Origin of the sequence: Bremerella volcania (assembly GCF_007748115.1) — a bacterium.
GTDB classification, from domain to species: Bacteria; Planctomycetota; Planctomycetia; order Pirellulales; family Pirellulaceae; genus Bremerella; species Bremerella volcania.
The window spans coordinates 3,223,917-3,241,386 of record NZ_CP036289.1 but is presented as its reverse complement, the minus strand read 5'-3'; the positions used below and the strand labels follow the sequence as shown (position 1 = coordinate 3,241,386).

At 53.9% G+C, this 17,470-nt stretch carries 9 protein-coding genes; 7 read left to right on the top strand and 2 right to left on the bottom strand.

Going from position 1 to position 17,470, the window contains the following annotated elements; genetic code table 11:
- Positions 1 to 150: 150 nt before the first annotated feature.
- From Pan97_RS13165 to Pan97_RS13135, 7 genes are all read left to right on the top strand, one after another.
- Positions 151 to 1,188: a LacI family DNA-binding transcriptional regulator gene (locus Pan97_RS13165; protein ID WP_144973241.1), complete on the top strand. Its 1,038-nt coding sequence runs from the start codon at positions 151 to 153 to the stop codon at positions 1,186 to 1,188.
- Positions 1,185 to 2,258: a nucleoside hydrolase gene (locus Pan97_RS13160; RefSeq protein WP_144973239.1), complete on the top strand. Its 1,074-nt coding sequence runs from the start codon at positions 1,185 to 1,187 to the stop codon at positions 2,256 to 2,258. The genes Pan97_RS13165 and Pan97_RS13160 overlap by 4 nt, the downstream gene beginning before the upstream one ends.
- A gap of 4 nt (positions 2,259 to 2,262) precedes the next feature.
- Positions 2,263 to 3,201 carry a ribokinase gene (rbsK, locus tag Pan97_RS13155; protein ID WP_144973237.1) on the top strand — a complete coding sequence of 313 codons (939 nt, stop codon included), beginning with the start codon at positions 2,263 to 2,265 and terminating at the stop codon, positions 3,199 to 3,201.
- The gene (locus Pan97_RS13150) at positions 3,198 to 4,166 is read left to right on the top strand and encodes a sugar ABC transporter substrate-binding protein (protein WP_144973235.1); all 969 of its coding nucleotides are present in this window, start codon (positions 3,198 to 3,200) and stop codon (positions 4,164 to 4,166) included. Before rbsK ends, Pan97_RS13150 begins: the two co-directional genes overlap by 4 nt.
- On the top strand, positions 4,163 to 5,716 hold the full coding sequence (locus tag Pan97_RS13145; protein ID WP_144973233.1) for a sugar ABC transporter ATP-binding protein: 1,554 nt from the start codon (positions 4,163 to 4,165) through the stop codon (positions 5,714 to 5,716). The genes Pan97_RS13150 and Pan97_RS13145 overlap by 4 nt, the downstream gene beginning before the upstream one ends.
- A complete protein-coding gene (locus Pan97_RS13140; RefSeq protein WP_144973231.1) occupies positions 5,713 to 6,663 on the top strand; it encodes an ABC transporter permease in 951 nt (316 codons plus the stop codon). Before Pan97_RS13145 ends, Pan97_RS13140 begins: the two co-directional genes overlap by 4 nt.
- A 65-nt stretch (positions 6,664 to 6,728) precedes the next feature.
- Positions 6,729 to 8,567 carry an arylsulfatase gene (locus tag Pan97_RS13135; protein ID WP_144973229.1) on the top strand — a complete coding sequence of 613 codons (1,839 nt, stop codon included), beginning with the start codon at positions 6,729 to 6,731 and terminating at the stop codon, positions 8,565 to 8,567.
- Between the two features lie 23 nt (positions 8,568 to 8,590).
- Here Pan97_RS13135 and Pan97_RS13130 read toward each other — a convergent pair whose 3' ends face one another.
- Together Pan97_RS13130 and Pan97_RS13125 are read right to left on the bottom strand one after the other, a co-directional pair.
- The gene (locus Pan97_RS13130; RefSeq protein WP_144973227.1) at positions 8,591 to 11,446 is read right to left on the bottom strand and encodes an Ig-like domain-containing protein; all 2,856 of its coding nucleotides are present in this window, start codon (positions 11,444 to 11,446) and stop codon (positions 8,591 to 8,593) included.
- Between the two features lie 305 nt (positions 11,447 to 11,751).
- Positions 11,752 to 17,355, bottom strand: a complete 5,604-nt coding sequence (locus Pan97_RS13125; protein WP_144973225.1) for a S8 family serine peptidase — start codon at positions 17,353 to 17,355, stop codon at positions 11,752 to 11,754.
- Positions 17,356 to 17,470: the final 115 nt, after the last annotated feature.

Below are 17,470 nucleotides of genomic sequence, written 5' to 3'. Positions count from 1 at the left end.
AAGTTGAAGGACTGGGATGGGCTTGAGCTGCCTTGACGGGCAATTCGCGAGCGCTACTTGAAAACGCGATTTTTTTTAGTAACATATTGCACAATCGATTGTGCAACGTAGTTTTCGCCACTTTTCAGTACTTCTTCCCTGGCCCATTTCGTGCCTGAAGCCCATTCCAATTCGACTTTGAGCGATGTCGCCCGTGAGGCCAACGTCAGCGTCTCGACCGCTTCCCGTGTGCTCAATGGACTAGCCGAGAAGTATCGAATTAGTCGTGCGACGGCCCAGCTGGTTCGCGATTCGGCCGACAAGTTGGGCTTTCGCCCTAGCCAGGTGGCGCGATCGTTACGACTAAAGCGGACCGGGCTGTTTGGAATTATCGTTCCGGATCTCTCCAATCCGTTCTTCTCCTCGATTGCACGTTCGGTGACCGTTGCCGCCGAGGCCGAAGGCTTTTCGGCCATCCTGGCTGACAGTGGGGGCTCGGTCGAGAAAGAGAAGAATCTGATCGATCAGTTAACGACTCGCAGCGTTGAAGCCTTGATCGTTTGCCCAGTCGGTCTGGACTTTGAACACCTCGAAAACGTTCACCAACAAGGAATTCCTCTGGTGGTTGTCGATCGGTGTAAGGCGAAATCCTCGATGGTCCAGGTCACCTCCGATCACATCACTGGAACGCGTACTGCAATGGACCTACTGCTACGTAATGGCCATCGACACATCGGCGTGTTACAAGGGATCGCGGGTACACTTCCCTGCGATCAACGATTACAAGGGGTGAAAGAAGCCCTGGCGGAAGTTGGCGTCCGACTTCATCCTGTCATGGTCGCCGGCAATGAGTTTTCGTACGAGTCGGGATATGAGTCGGCGCGCAAATTGCTGACCACCAATCCCCAAATCACCGCGTTGTTCGCCATGAGCACTCCCAACGCGTTCGGTGCCTATCAGGCTGCCATCGAATTGGGATTGCGCGTACCGGATGATCTGTCGCTCGTCTGTTTCGATGACGTGGCATTTGCCGACTTCATGCAGGTTCCGTTGACGACGGTGTCGCAAGACGTGCTTGAACTCGGGCGGCTAGCAGCTTCCCTCGTCATCGATCAGCTTTCGCAAGGCAAATCTCCCGTTCAGAAGATGCACAAAGTTCCTGTCACCCTCCTCAACAGAGCCTCTGTTGGAAAGATGTCCCTATCATGAAACGTGAACTACTGCTGTGGTTCTTGCTTACGAGCGTCGGTCTGCTCTTCCCCCGAGTATCGTTGGCAGATGAACCCAACAAGCCTGTTCCATTGATCTTTGATACTGATATTGGTAACGACTGTGACGATGTCCTCGCGCTCGCGATGATTCATGCTCTTCAGTCGCGGGGGGAGTGTGAACTTCTGGCCGTCACGATTACCAAGGATCATGAATTAGCCGCTCCGTTTACCGATTGTATTAACACGTTTTACGGGCGAGGCGACATACCTATCGGCGTATGCCATAGCGGCGTCACGCCGGAACAAGGCAAGTTTAATGGATTGGCCACGACTGCTGATGACGGCGAGCTACGTTATCCGCACGATCTGGCCTCAGGCAAGCAAGCACCCAATGCGGTCGATGTCTTACGAAAAGCTTTAGTAGAGTCGGAGGATGGTTCGGTTGTGATTTGCCAGGTCGGCTTCTCAACGAACCTGGCGAATCTCATCGAGTCTCCGGCCGACGACGTCAGTCCACTGACAGGCATGGAGTTGGTCCAACAAAAGGTACGCCTGCTATCGGTCATGGCCGCGGCTTTCGAGAAGATCCCCGACCGTAAGACAGGCGAACCCAAGCTGTACCGCGAGTATAACGTCTTCAAAGATATTCCCTCTGCCCGCCGACTGGCTTCCCAGTGGCCAACTCCTATCGTTTGGAGCGGATTTGAGATTGGTCTAAATCTGACCTACCCTCATGAAAGCATCGAGCGCGACTTCGGCTATGTCGAACACCATCCGGTGGCCGAGGCCTACGAGCTATACATTCCGCCCCCCCATGATCGTCCGACCTGGGATTTGACGTCGGTCCTAATGGCCGTTCGGCCCAATCACCACTACTTCGACCTCTCGCCAGCTGGGCAAGTAACGGTGCTTGAAGACGGCTACACAACCTTCGAACCGAAAGAAGGGGGACGCGATCGCTACTTGATTCTACGCGACGATCAGAAATCTCGCGTTACCGAGGCGTTGACCCTGCTTTCCAGCGAGCCGCCAAACGGCTCCGCTGTCCAATCCACCGGTGAAAGGTAGTCAAATGCAGGGTCCGCACGTCCAACCCAAGATCGTCGTGGCGGGGTCGATCAACATGGATCTTGTGCTGCGATGTACTCAGTTTCCCAAACCTGGAACAACGATCGTCGCTCAATCCTACAACGAGATCTCCGGCGGCAAAGGAGCCAATCAGGCAGTTTCCGCCGCGAAGGTTGGTGCACAGGTGTCGATGCTGGGACGTGTCGGGGACGATGCCTTCGCCGATCGGCTGACCGGAAGCCTGAAAGAACACGGGGTAGATTGCAGCCACGTGCTGACGACGCCCAACTGCGAGAGCGGGCTGGCGCTGATCATGCTGGATCAGACCGGGCAAAACTCGATTGTTTTTGTCGAAGGGGCCAACGGCCGATTCACACCTGAAGATGCTCGGCAACTGCGAAACGTGATTGAGTCCAGTGATGTCGTCCTGTTACAGCTGGAGATCCCTCTGGAAACGGTACAGGAAGTTGTCCAGATCGCAAAAGCTGCGAATGTTCGCGTCATTCTCGATCCTGCACCTGTCCCTGATGATTTGCCATCCGCTCTACTGCAAGTCGATTTGATTTGCCCTAACGAATACGAAGCTGAACAGTTGACAGGCATCGCTATCGACTCCCCAGAGCAGGCGCTGGCCGCCGCACAGTCCCTACACTCGAAAGGAGCCCGGCATGTGGTCATCACACTGGGCGGACTTGGCTCCTTTCTATTTGATGAAAGTGGCGGACGGATGATTCCCGCCTTCTCTACCAATGTAGTCGATACGACAGCCGCCGGTGATGCTTTTGCCGGGGCCCTGGCCGTTCACTGGGCTCAGCATGGAAATCTCGACGATGCGGTACGTTTTGGCAATGCAGCGGGAGCGATAGCAGCGTCCCGCATGGGCGCGCAGCCAAGCATGGGCACGCGATCTGAAATCGAACGTCTTTGGGAATCCTTAAAATGAAGAAGCTAATTTCAGGACTATTGCTCATCTTGCTTCTTTCCGGCTGCAACTCGGAATCGTCGAATTCGGCAGATGGAACGGGTTCGTCTACGGAAGTCAAGAAACCACGAATCGCACTGATCATGAAGTCGCTGGCCAATGAGTTCTTCTCGACCATGGCCGATGGTGCCAAAGACTACCAAGCCGAACATCCTGATCAGTTTGATCTTGTGGTCAACGGCATCAAGGACGAACGCGACATCAGCCGTCAGGTGTCTCTCGTCGAAGAAATGATCGCCACCAACGTCGATGCGATCGTGATCGCGCCGGCCGACTCAAAAGCCCTCGTACCTGTGCTACGTAGGGCTAAAGAGGCAGGCGTAGTCGTCATCAATATCGACAATCGCCTCGATACCGAGGTACTCGCCACGGAAGGAGTCGAAATACCTTTCGTTGGTCCCGATAACAAAGCCGGTGCGAAGCAAGTTGGCGCTTACCTGGCAGGTAAGATGGCGGCCGGTGATTCGGTGTGCATCCTGGAAGGCGTGCGCACTTCCTTCAATGGTCAACAACGGCTTGCCGGATTTCAGGAAGCGATGACCGATGCCGGAATTAAGGTCGTCGATCACCAGTCCGCCGAATGGGAGATGAGCAAAGCCAATACGATTGCATCCTCGATGCTCAGCGAGCACCCCGAAGTGAAAGCGATCCTGGCCGCGAATGATAGCATGGCCTTAGGGGCAGTTGCCGCGGTGAAGAGTTCCGGCCGAACCAACGACGTCATGGTCGTCGGCTTCGACAACATCTCGGCGGTTCAGCAGGCCATCAAGGACGGGAAGGTTTTGGCTACCGCCGACCAACATGGGGATCAACTGGCAGTTTATGGGATCCAAAACGCCTTGAAGCTGATTGAGGACCCCAATGCGGCGATCGAAGATGTCGAAACACCGGTCGATTTAATCACGCAGGAGTCACTTGCTCCGTGAACGAATCGACGTCGATCTTGCTGAAAACCACTGGCATCACCAAGCAGTATGGCGAGGCGTTAGTTTTGCGTGATGGCTCGCTGAGTGTGCGAAAAGGAGAGATCCACGCGCTCTTAGGAGGTAACGGGGCAGGGAAGAGCACCTTAGTGCGAATCATTGCAGGGCTCGTCACTCCGACTTCTGGTGAGATGACGGTCCACGGCCAGTCTTATACGCCCAAATCAAAACGAGAAGCAGAAGCGGCCGGGATTGAAATCGTTCAACAGGAATTCAATCTTATCCCGACGTTGAATGTAGCAGAGAACCTACTGCTGACCAGGCTTCCGACACTAGGCGGCGTCATTCGGCGACGAGAACTCCATCGCCAAGCTCGCGAGGCACTCGACCGATTCGATTTGCAGGATATTCCGACCGAATCAATCGTCGAGACCCTAGGCGTGGGTCAGCAACAGATGATTGAAATCGCAGCTGCGATGCATCGAAAGTGTCTCCTGTTAATCCTCGACGAGCCGACGGCCGCATTGAGCGCTGCTGAAGCCGATTCCCTGTTCAAGTGGCTCCACAAACTGCGGAACGAGGGTGTCGGCATCATCTATATCAGCCATCGCCTGGATGAAGTCTCGCGGATCTCTGATCGGATCTCGTTTTTGCGTGATGGAAGCATGATCGGCACGTATCCGACGGCAGAACTAACCACGAACGAAATGGTCGAATTGATGACCGGTGATCATCGGCATACTTCACCTTCGCACGCGACCAGCCAGCCGTGGGCTAGCGGCGAGTGCAGTTCACCAGCCAGCCTTGCCCTACGCGTCGAGAACATCTCTGGCGGCATGGTAGACGATGTCTCGTTTCACGTTCGACCAGGAGAACGTCTGGGGATCGCTGGCTTGGTCGGCTCTGGACGGACGGAATTGCTGCGTCTTATCTTCGGTGCCGACGTCGCTTCGTCCGGTTCTGTCTACGTATCCGGCGACGACACACCGAAACGGTTTCGCCATCCTCACGAGGCAGTGTCCGCCGGCATTGCGATGGTTACTGAAGATCGCAAAAAGAATGGATTGCTGCTTCCTCAATCGATACAGGTCAATACAACCCTGGCAGCCATGAGCCAACGATTCAGCCACGCTGGCATGATCCGATTTCACGCGGAGAGCGAAGCGACGGATCGATATTGTGAATCGATGGAAATCCGCTGTACCGACCGCAGGCAACTGACGGGCACTCTTAGCGGAGGGAACCAGCAGAAAGTGGTGATTGCTCGCTGGCTGGCAACCGATGCTCGCGTTTTCCTGTTCGACGAGCCGACGCGCGGAATCGATGTCCCGGCACGCCGGCGGATTTACCGCCTAATCGACAGCCTGGCAGCTGAGGGCAAAGGAATCGTGATCGTCAGTAGCGACCTGGAAGAGTTACTGGAAACCTGTGATCGAATTGCCGTGATGTCGAACGGCAAATTGGTTAAGACCTTCCAGCAACCGGACATGTCCCACAAGTTGATTATGCAAGCGGCGTTTTCCGGGTACCTTGAGCGGAGTGCCGAGGCATGAATCCAAAAGCCATCAAGGAAATGTTTTTGCAATATGGCGGGCTGTGCCTGGTGCTGGTCATCATGGTGGGCGTATTTAGCGGACTGAGCGAAAACTTCTTGCAGAGATCAACGTTCACGACCATCGCGAACCAGATTCCCGACCTGACGCTGGTGGCGGTGGGCATAACCTTCATTCTGGTGGTCGGCGGAATCGATCTTTCAGTCGGCTCGATTCTGGCACTTTCATCAGCCGTTTTAGGTGCGTTGATGGTTGACGCTAACTGGCCCCTGTGGTCTGCCATTCCCGCGTGTCTACTGACGGGTGCTATGTGCGGGCTATTCAACGGATGTGTCTCGGTGGGCTTCCGTATTCCTTCGTTTATCGTCACGCTAGGAATGCTCGAAATCGCTCGCGGAGCGACTAAGGTCGTTACCGATTCTCAGACGAAGTATATCGGATCGAAGGTCGAAGTGATTGCCGATCCGCTTCCCTATCTCCATTTATCGACAGCATTCCTGCTTGCGTTTTGTGCTGTGGTGTTGGGCCAATTTCTGCTTTCCCGAACCGTGTTCGGTCGTTACTGCATCGCGATCGGGACAAACGAAGAAGCCGTGCGTATGTCAGGCATTCGGACTGCTCCCTATTCCATTGCAGTGTTTACTTTGAGTGGACTTCTGTGCGGACTAGCAGGACTTGCCCAGACTTCTCGTCTCTCCAGTGCCGATCCCAACGCGGCGATTGGGCTGGAGTTGTTGGCAATTGCTGCCTGCGTGATTGGCGGAACCAGTTTGATGGGTGGCCGCGGCAGCGTCATCAGTTCGTTTATCGGGGTGTTGATCATTTCCGTCCTGCAAACCGGACTGGCCCAGATCGGCGTATCTGATGCCAACAAACAGATCATCACCGGAAGCGTGATTGTCGTCGCCGTCCTGATCGACTCCCTCCGCAACCGCTTCCGAACGTAATTGAAAACGACTCCTTGAAACATCTTTCTCCTCAAATCTTATACCTCGAGAGAAAAACATTCATCATGAAACCAATTACGACTCTGGCCATCGGGTTCATTTGTGGGATCAGCGTGATTGCCTCTCGTGTTGCCTATGCGGACGAGCGTCCGAATGTCGTCGTCATCATGACCGACGATCAAGGCTACGGTGAGTTTTCGTGCCATGGCAATCCCATTACCAGCACACCGAACATCGACCGCCTGGCCAAAGAAGGCGTCCGGTTGGTCGACTTTCACGTATCGCCCATGTGTACGCCCACTCGCGGCCAATTGATGAGCGGTCTGGATGCGTTTCGCAATGGAGCAATCAATGTCAGTAGCGGCCGAACGCTGCTGCGGCCTGAATTGAAAACCATGGCGAACATGTTTCGGGACGCAGGCTATCGAACCGGGCATTTTGGTAAGTGGCACCTGGGAGACAACTATCCGTTCAGGCCCGAAGATCGGGGATTCGACGAGGCACTCTGGTTCCCTTCATCACACATCAACAGTGTGCCTGACTACTGGGACAACGACTATTTCGAGGATACCTACATTCACAACACGAAACGCGAAAAATACCAAGGGTATTGCACCGATGTTTTTTTTCGCGAAGCAATCAAGTGGGCAGGCAATCCACAGGACGAACGTCCGTTCTTTGCATATATCGCGTTGAACGCGGCACACTGGCCTTGGTTCGTGCCAGATTCTTACCGCGATGCCATCCGAGACGCCTTGAACGCTCATCCGGAAGTCGTCAAATCACTTGGCCCCAACAAGAAAAAGGACCTGGTTAGTTTTTTGGCGATGGGGGCAAATATTGACGATAACGTAGGCCGCCTGGATGCGTTTCTGGAAAAGACGGGGCAGAAGGAGAACACCGTTGTCGTCTTTCTGACCGACAACGGTAGTACGATGGGCATTCACTACTACAACGCGCAGATGCGTGGCAACAAGACGACGCTGTGGGAAGGTGGACATCGCGTTCCATGCTTTATCCGCTGGCCCAACGGCATTACGAATCCTGGTGAGATAGTTGCCCTGAGTCATGTCCAGGACCTGATGCCGACGCTGGCCGACCTGTGCGGTATCAATCGTCACTTACCGGCGAAGTTAGATGGAACAAGTCTGCGTCCTTTGATCGATGATCGATCGAGCCGTTTGGTTGATCGCATGCTGGTGATTAACTATAGTCGGATGCCCACTTTTAAGGTGACCTATACGAACGATAATCCAGCTATTCCCCAGCGGGATGGGGCCTGTGTGATGTGGAAGCATTGGCGACTGATCGAAAATCGGGAGCTGTACAATGTCGAAACAGACATCCACCAGGATCATGATGTGGCGGCCCAAAACCCCGAAATTGTTGCCAAGATGCGTTCGCACCTCAATCGTTGGTGGGAAGAAGTCCGCCACGATGTCCTCGAACCTCAACGAGTCATCGTGGGAAGCGACGAGGAGAATCCCATTCTTTTATCAGGCTGCGAATGGCTGGATGTGTTCGTCGATCAACAGGTTCAGATTCGACGCGGCGTGCGCAAGAATGGTGCCTGGCATGTTCAGATCGACCAACCGGGACTATACGAGTTCGAACTGAGGCGATGGCCCCGAGAAAGCGGCCTGAAACTCGCTAAGGGATGCCAGGCGAAGCAGGTTACCGACGGAACCTTCGTCGCTGGCACCGCACTGCCAATCCACAAGGCAAAGCTTCGAATCGGAGATACGGTTTCGCCGATCGAAAGCCCAAATCAAGAGCAGACAGCTTTTCTGACGCGGCAGAACCTACGCAAGGGGCCGATCGAAATTCAGTCCTACTTATTGGATGAAAACGGCGACGAAGTCTGTGGGGCTTATTATCTGTATGTAAAACGCCTTCAACCTTAGAGGAGCAGGGCATCGTCTTGCGATTACTCTTCCCAGAAGTCTTTTAGCGATTCATCCAGCACATCGGGAAAAACACATTCTTCGTCAACATAGTGCTCGATCAGTTCAAATTCCGCATTCAGGACATGCTCGTAGACCTGAAAGAACTGGTCAGCATCGACCTCCAATGAAGCGTGCTCGTCATCGACTCGATATCTCAGCGGCTGGAGATCTTTATCAGAAATGGCGGCCCCCGCTGACCGATCTTCCAGCGGTGATACTGGTAAGATGAATATCGTATTCTCGTTTGCGGCGCCGCTTGCCGGCGTTGCGGGCAGGTTACTCGTTGAGGGAGCTAAATCACCGTCCGGTTCTCCCTCCAGCAGTGGCGAGGCACTGGCCCCGCTCAATGGAGAGGTCAAACCGGGCATGTTGACAAATCGATCGTTGGGTTTACTTCTACTATAGTGTTGAATCAGAAGGGCAAAATCAGAAATCCCAACACGTCCAGAGCGATCGTAGTCAAACCTGTAACTATCTGGATTAGAGCCATCGGTGAGCCTACCGTAGTTGCGGATGAAGAGCGCAAAATCGGAGATCCCAACGCGGCCGCTATCATCTGCGTCGTAAATCACAGGCGATAAATCAACCTGGGGGGTCGGCGCTGTTTTTAGGTCGACATTATCAACCACCAAAGCGGCCGAATTTAAGGCAAATCCGATATCTTCGACCAATGTCGGATACACTCCCGCGGCATCCATCGGGACGCCGATCAGATCTTCCGCATCCACATTCAGGGCAACCCGGCCAACCAAGACGTTTTCGCCAATGGAGTAGCCGGAAAGATCGACTCCTACCAGTGTGACGTCGGACGTGGCTGCATCCTGCCCCAGCGTTGTGTTAACCGCTGCGTCAGCCCCCAAGAAGTCAATCAATTCCGCAGTTTCATACCGAAGCGGCGACCAATCGAGCTGAACCGTCAAATCGAAGGGAACCGTGGGGATTTCGTCGCCAACGGTTACCCAGATGCCTGCGATTGCGTTTTGCCATTCATGCAAAACCTTGGGCGTCAGATCGATGGTGCGTACAGATCCAATCGCCCCACTATCACTCAGCGACGAGATTTTAACAGAGACCGAACTGTCCAGCTTGACTGTCACCTGAAAACTGGTTTCGACGAAATCGTTTTGGCTGTCGGTTGCCCTCAGCGTAATCACCGATGATCCAAAGCTGATCGTGGAAAACTCCAGTTCCAGGTCGTTATCGATCACTGCTGCCGTAACGACACCTGGATTGGAATTCTGGGCGACGGTAACGGTTAAGACATCCCCCATCGATGCGATGTCTTGGTCACGAAAGACATCGCTAACGTCAATGGATACTGCTGGATCGCCCAAGTCAGCTATAACCTCAGATATGGTTTGGTTGACTTCCGGCATATCATTCTTGTTGACGACTTCCAGCAGGAAAGTCTCCTCAACGAACAGATTTCCCGAGTCCGTAGCCCCAATAGTGACGGAAATTTCCGGCTCCACCTCGAAGTCGATGACGTTGCCTGATTTAAGTTTCAAGTCGCCATTGACTATCTCGAAGCGATTGTCCGAAATGTCGAATGAGTAAGTATCAGCGGAATCAACATCGTCCACCGTGATTGACGCTACCACCGCCGCGTCAACGTTCTCATCGAAAGTATTGGCCGACAATTGAATTCCGGTCGGCGGGTCGTTGATCGGCGTGACGTCGAGTGCAAACGCTGTCTCGGTTGTCTTATCACCATCCGATACCACCAGAGTGATCAGGGCAGATCCGTATTGATTCGCTGGAGGAGTGACCCTCACGGTACGATTGGCTTCGGTGCCGGTGATAACGATGTTGCCGTCAGGTACCAGGGCCTGATTGTCGGACGACGCGGAGACGATCAACAAATCGGTACTGGTTTCCAAGTCTCCGATCGTAAACGCGAGATCTCCGGTCGTCGTATCTTCGTCGATGTTGGTGTCATCAATCGCCGTGATGGTCGGAGCGTCGTTGACAGGTGTGACGTTCACGGTGAATGACTCTTCCGTAATCTTAACCCCATCAGAGACGACTAACGTGATGACTGCTGAGCCATTTTGATCTGCGAGCGGCGTCACCTTCACTGTGCGGTGGGTACCAGTGCCAATGATGATAATGTTCTCATCAGGAACAAGTGCCTGATCGTCGGAACTTGCCGTGACCACGAGTGAATCAGCACTCGATTCGGTGTCTCCTACCGTAAAGGGGAGATCGCCGGTCATCGCATCTTCGTCGATCGTCACGTCATCGACCTTGGAAATGGTGGGCGGATCGTTGGGAATCTGTACCCGTATGATCAGATTTCCAAAGTCCGTGATCGGAACGGCATTGCCCAAGCCATCGGAAAGGATGGTGTTCTCCGTTTCGCCACCCGTTGTGAAGTCGAGCGTAAGTAGGTAATCCCCTTCGGTGGTCGGGGCCGATACTTGGAAGGTTCCTAGGGCTGTTGTGGGCGGAGCCGGGATGCCCGAAAAACCAATGGCCGCGACGAAACGATCATCCTGCGTGTGATCGAGCGTGGAATCGACCGCCAACGAAAAGCTTTTGTCATTGTTGGTCCAGTTGGCCAACACCAGGGACGAAGCGGAATTGCCGAAATTAATTTGATAGCCGGTAATCGGTGTTTCAGTCGATTCGAGTTCGGCCGTCAAGTCGATCACTTGATCGGGAGCAACCGTAATGACCGTAGTACCGTTCTCGTCCGTAATCGTTCCCGCGGCGGCACCAGGCATCAAATCCAAGACGGCTAACAATGCCCTTTCTTCACACAGTTCAAAGCTCAGCACCTGCTGCTGACGTCTTTGTCGACGCTGGAGAGGCTGCAGGGACAATCCGTTAGTCATGGGGTCGCGTCGTATCATCGAGGGGGAAAGGACACATACGGGGTAAATATTGCATTATTACAGGGAATGTTCTTACTTTTTGAAAGGCGGATCAAGCTATCCACCCTATGTGAAAGCGGGCACTCACTTCTGAGTACCATCCTCTTCAATTTCTTAATTAACATGACCGCAATCGTACTGAACAATGATCCCTATTTAACTCGGAATCACTGCCGTTATCCACACGATTTCCATGCTTTTGAATGAAGGTGTTCCTAGAAGTGCGATCTGACGTTTCGCGTTGAGTTTGCTTCCCATATTCCTGGCTAGGATGTTCGGTATCCTTTCAGTTCCATGATCTCATCTAACAAATCGTCGTCGATGAACTCAACGTACGTGGCCCACGCACCGTCGACCTGCTGAGCGTGGGCATTCAACTTATCAATTGCCAATTCCGTTGACTCAAGGAGCAAAGCCAGTTGCGGTGGCGTGAAGGTAGGACCAATGAAAACGGGCTTAGGGACCGCCACCTGGCGTGGATCTCGGGACTCCTCCATTGGCCGACAGATTAGAGAAGTAACGGCCGAATCTGTCAGGTAGATAAAGGGACGCTCTTTGGTCTCCAACTTGGCGGCAATACCATCGGTTGCAGGGTCACTTACCAAGTCCGATTCAATTGAAGTCGCCGCGGGAACCATCCTTGTTACTGAGACACCATTGGCTGTGGTGGGGAAAGTTAGCGAACTCCCCAGAACCTGCTGAAAAAGATAAAAGTCCTGAATCGAAACTCCCGAATCCTGGTTCAGGTCAACGTAGGCAGGTGCGGAGGGGGGTTGGCTACCGAACCAATAGGAAATGGCTCCGAAGTCGGCCTCGGAAACGTTCGCGTCCCCATCGAAGTCGGCGCTGAGTTGGAAGAGACCGTTCTCACTTCCGCCCAAAATCATGTGAGCATCTCCAGCGATTCCGTCGGCATTGCCATCCAAAGCGACGCCAGAAAGACTCACGATTGAGGGAAGCAGTTCAATCTCGTAGACCCCATCTGGAAGCTTCAGACCTTGTAGATCGATCATCAATTTGTCGGCGCTGACATGTAGCTGACCATCGGCCAAGGTAATTATCCCTGCGGGATTGTCGTCGCCTGAAATTCCCAGATTGCGTAGGACCAGATCATTCGCATCAACATCAGCGATAGACTCACTGAATTGAACTTCAATATTCGCTAATCGGCTACGCTGTGTGGACCAGTCGGTAGTAGGTTGACCAGATAGCAGCGGAGCAGGATCGGTAATACCAACGTTTGTCGCGATCGATGTCACGACCGGCGGTGCTGTGCCTGTATACCGGTTGCCAAAATCAAGGCTATCAATTATTTCGTCCGGAGCCAAATTCACGTGGTAAACGGACGTATCGATGGGATTGGCCGCCGTTCCGAATAGCCGTAATTGCCACGAATCCAATGTCCCGACACTCCCCGACACCGGATCACGGACGGTCAACGTCCAGTCCCCAGCCGACAATTCGTCCCAGTGCCTTAGCGTCGTAAACACCCATCCGTTGTAGTTGTTGCTCGTGTCGCTGTGGGGTTCGGACAGGATTGATACGGTCCCATCAGGCGACCGCAACTCGACTTGCAGATCGCCTCGACGCGAGTGGGTGGCGCTGAACGTGACCTCGACAGACTCCACAAGAATATTCTCGGGAATGGTAACAGTGGTCGAAATGCCCGTTATCCCTTCGGTGATCGTCGAACCCACCGATAAGAGACCGGAATCGACCATGACTTCCGCACCTACCGTCGTCCAGGACTGGGCAAGCGCTACGGCGGCCTCAGCATCGACCATGCCAAAGCCATATTTGTGGTTGATCTGGTGGCCGCCACCGTTGGTGCTCCAATCGCTGTCCCCTTGATCGTTGACGGCAGCGGAATTGGCCAGGATATGCTGAACATCGCGCCAAGTAAGCTGGGGATTCGCTTCGAGCATGAGCGCGACTACGCCGGCAACCAGTGGCGAAGCGGAAGACGTGCCGCCGAAGCCGTTGGTGTAGTTTCCCGTACTGTAGCCGTTTGATCCCACCAGATCCGTCGTCGTGATTCCAACCGTGTTACCATTGGAAGGAGCGGTTATAAGAATCGATGCCCCCGGTTCGCTATAGTACGACTGGATTCCGTTGTGATCGACAGCCGCGACGGCGATCGTATACCGCGAACTGGCGTAGCCGTCGTAGTTGACGTTATCGTTGTTGGTAAGCCCGTTGCCAGCCGCCCACACATATATGTTCCCCAGACCACCTCGCCCAGAAGTGACACCTTTATACAAAGCCAATACCGTCTGTGGACCTGGGCCTGACAGCTGCGCACCCGAATCAGCAGGTCCCCAACTATTGTTGTAGACATCGATGAACTGCGACTGATAAGTAAGTCCAGTAGCTTCCTGAGAGTCGGTGACCCCGGCGGCCGTTAGACGAATCCCTGCAAGAGAAGCATTCGGGGCAACGCCACTTCCGCCCTCGTTGTTTTGGAAAGAAGCCGCCGCGACACCAGCAACCGAAGTTCCATGCGGATCAGCGGACGAGGGAGTCGGATCACTGTCGTTCCCGTTGATGTCGATGCTATATTCTGCCAGATACTGATTCGTCAGATCAGGATGGGTGTGCTGGAGACCATCGTCGACAATACCAATGATCACGCCGTTTCCGGTGATTCCCGCGTCCCAGACACCTGAAATGTTAGCATCGATACCAGCCGTGCCGCCACTCTGGCCCGTGTTGGAAAGGTGCCATTGATCGACGTACAACGGGTCGTTCGGAACAAGCCGTGACGTGTATTGATGCGTTGTATTCGGCCAGAACACGTCAATTGCCGGCACCGCTGACAAAATTTGCAATGCCTGCTGCGCGGCCTTCGAACTGCCGGGATTCCAGAGGAAAGCATTGGTCACTTCCGCAATCGCGTTGACGGTACCTCCCAGCACTTCGACCAGTTGCTCGCCGCTCCAGTGGCTACTTATCCACCAGGTATCAGGCGAGTCTTCTCCCTCGCTTGACATCTGCTGAATGCTGGAAGACGTCGGCGCATACACATTCTCGGCAGCACGAGCGAAAAGGGGGGATGGTGCGGTGCTACCTGGATAGGTCTGTTCCCAATTGGTTGGAAGCCATTGAGCTATAACGTAGCTGCCCGGCGCGAGGTCGGTGAACTCATAGAGCCCTTGCGAGTCAGTTACCGCAGTCGGCTCGCCGGAATCCAGAATGCGGTTGTCGGTCAGGTCAAGATAGACCGTCCAATTTGCGAGGTACGGTTCGCTCGAATCAACGGCCTGGTTGGCGTTCTGGTCCTGCCATACACGGCCTCGCAGCGTTCCCGGCAGCATCTGATTGCGAAAATCAACATTCGGCGTCGTCACCCCATCGGCAACGGCCACCACCTGCGCCGCGTCATTTGCAGGACCAAGTTGCCGCCAACCCGCCTCGACTACCTGACGGATCGAATAACTTCCGGCATCGAGCGAATCAATGACGAAATCCCCGTTTAGGTCCGTTGTTTGGAATTGTTCTCCTGTCAGGAAAGTCAGCGACCATCCTGTGACCTGACCCGTATCAAGACTCGCATGGTCGGTTACGCTCAAAGTCCAAGTTCCATTAGGATTCAATCCGTCGAAGTCGGATAGCGATCCCTGCGGCCGAAACGTGCCCGTAAATGGTGGCGAACCTGCGGTAATGGCGAGTACGGCCTCGTCGTCCAGCGTTGTTCCCGTAAAGTTGTTTCCACTTCCACCAATCCGATTGAACAGCAACACACTTTCGCCGGTAGGAGCAATCAGAGAGACTTCGAGATCGCTGTCGTACGTATGACTGATGTTGAGCGTGATATTTACATCGGAAATGATGCCGGTTAGTCCAGAGACGCTCAAATTGGACGATACAGTATTGTTATCGGTGATCGAGACCGGGACATTCGTCGAGGAAATGGGGGCATAGTTCGCTTCATCAAACTGCCCGTTGTCGTTCTCGTCGACATAGACCTTCCATCCACTTAGCCCGGTTTCGCCAACATCTTGAACTCCGTTGCCATTCGCGTCGTCCCATACCTTTCCCGATATCGCGCCTGGATCCGCATTGATGGTCAATTCTCCGTCGGGGATGACCGACCTATTGCTTTGATTGCCGACGGTCATCACGTCTCCCGTAACGATGATGCAGCGTTCGGAATCAAGCTCAACGACTGGCGATGACTCGTCGATTGCGGGGATCTCGCGTGCCAGGCGATCGTTGAAAAGTCCCGCGGGAACCACAGGCGAGTTCTTCGTGAGCGCTAAGACATTGTTTTTGATCTGCACGTCGGTCAGGAGCGTGCTTCCCATAAATGGCGACAAATCGGGTAGATCAAACAAAACTGCCAGGATCAGATTCCCATCCGTCGAAGCATCCACGGTACCGCTCTCATTCACATCGAGAGTGCCTGCGGAGCGCAAATCGATCACGTTTTGATGAATCTGTTCCACCGTCAACGTCGACGATCCTTTGAAGCTACTTAAATTACTGGGTGGCAAGTCAAACAAGGTCGCCAGGATCAGATTCCCATCGGTCGAAGCGTCTACCGTACCATCTTGATTGACATCGAGCGGCGCATATGTCGGCGCGAAGTCGTCCGTTACGATCTCTCCGTTGGCCGTTGCCGCGTCCAATTGAGCACCAATGGGATTGGTGAGAGTAACGACGAACGATTCATCCGGTTCGATTTCGGTATCCCCTGACACTTCGATCGAGATCGTCTTCGATGTCTCTCCCGCAGAGAAGGGCACACTGCCCGCAGGGAAGCTACCACCGAAGTCCGCGGAATCAGCCGGATTGGTGCCCAACCCGGCGACTTCGTAGTCCACGGATGCCGCTCCGGATAAATCGCCTGTACGCGTCACCGTGAATAAAAAAGATTTAGTTCCGCTATCACCTTCTGTGAGAACGGCATCGGTCGCGGCAATCGAAAGTTCAGAGTCATCGTTTCGGATGATTGCCTGAGCAGTGAGGTCTGCGTCGAGCGTTGCATTGGCAGGGTTTGAGAGCGTAATGACAAATTCTTCATCCGATTCCACCAAGAGGTCCCCTACAACCTCGATCGAAATCGTCTGTTCGGTTTCGCCAGCGAGAAATGCAATCGTCCCTGTAGGAAGAATGCCATTCGCGAAATCTGATGCGCTGGCAGGATTTGCGCCACTTCCAATAACGGCAAAATCAACCGATGAAGTTCCACTCACGTCACCTGAGCGGTGCACCGTGAATTGATAGATCTTGCTTCCCGAATCCCCTTCAAGCTGGTCCGCAACCGTTGGCTCGATCTTAAGAATTGGGAGCGCGTCTTCGCCTCGGATGTAGAGGTCACCAAAACTATTGACGGCAATGGGATCTGGGCTGTCCTTTCCCAGGAACATCGTTTGGAATATGCCACTGCCGCTTGAGTCTGCCGACAAGAGATAGACACCGGGTGTTGCCGGTACCTCTACCTCGAAAGTACCCAGCTTTACCGGAAGTGCGAAAGACGTACCGACCAAGTCGGCTCCGGCAGCCACAAATAAATCTGCCGCCGAAGAGTCAAGATTGTTGTCCAGCGGCACTTGCCAGGCAGGATCCGCTGTCCAGTCGCGGAGCTGGAGTTGGCCGGAATCGATGGAGCTGTTAAGCAAGTTGAGTTGGAAACTGGTCAGTTCATCTACCAAACCCTGCAATCGAACGGAGAACTGAAGCACACTCCCAGGGCTTGTGGTCAGAATCTGGAGACCATTTTCCTCCGAAACGGTACCTGCCGATGGTACAAAGCTCAAGTCGACCGCCAGCAGGCGGCGTTCTTCTAACGCCTCGAAAGTACCAAGCCGACCAAGGGTGGAATGACTCCACCGTGCCGCTGGCCTGTTTCGACGACGTGTGACTGACATGCGACGTTTCCGATGAGGGGTGTTTGAGACGGTCGTTCGTGTTTCCTTGCGACTAACTCGACACAAGATCAAGTCGGATCGCGCTTCCTGCTACATGATCAACTTCACGAAAGTG

Coding starts and splice junctions, on each gene's coding strand:
- Pan97_RS13130 (WP_144973227.1), bottom strand. CDS start 11,446: ATGACTAACGGATTGTCCCTGCAGCCTCTCCAGCGTCGACAAAGACGT.
- Pan97_RS13160 (WP_144973239.1), top strand. CDS start 1,185: ATGAAACGTGAACTACTGCTGTGGTTCTTGCTTACGAGCGTCGGTCTG.
- rbsK (WP_144973237.1), top strand. CDS start 2,263: ATGCAGGGTCCGCACGTCCAACCCAAGATCGTCGTGGCGGGGTCGATC.
- Pan97_RS13140 (WP_144973231.1), top strand. CDS start 5,713: ATGAATCCAAAAGCCATCAAGGAAATGTTTTTGCAATATGGCGGGCTG.
- Pan97_RS13125 (WP_144973225.1), bottom strand. CDS start 17,355: ATGTCAGTCACACGTCGTCGAAACAGGCCAGCGGCACGGTGGAGTCAT.
- Pan97_RS13150 (WP_144973235.1), top strand. CDS start 3,198: ATGAAGAAGCTAATTTCAGGACTATTGCTCATCTTGCTTCTTTCCGGC.
- Pan97_RS13135 (WP_144973229.1), top strand. CDS start 6,729: ATGAAACCAATTACGACTCTGGCCATCGGGTTCATTTGTGGGATCAGC.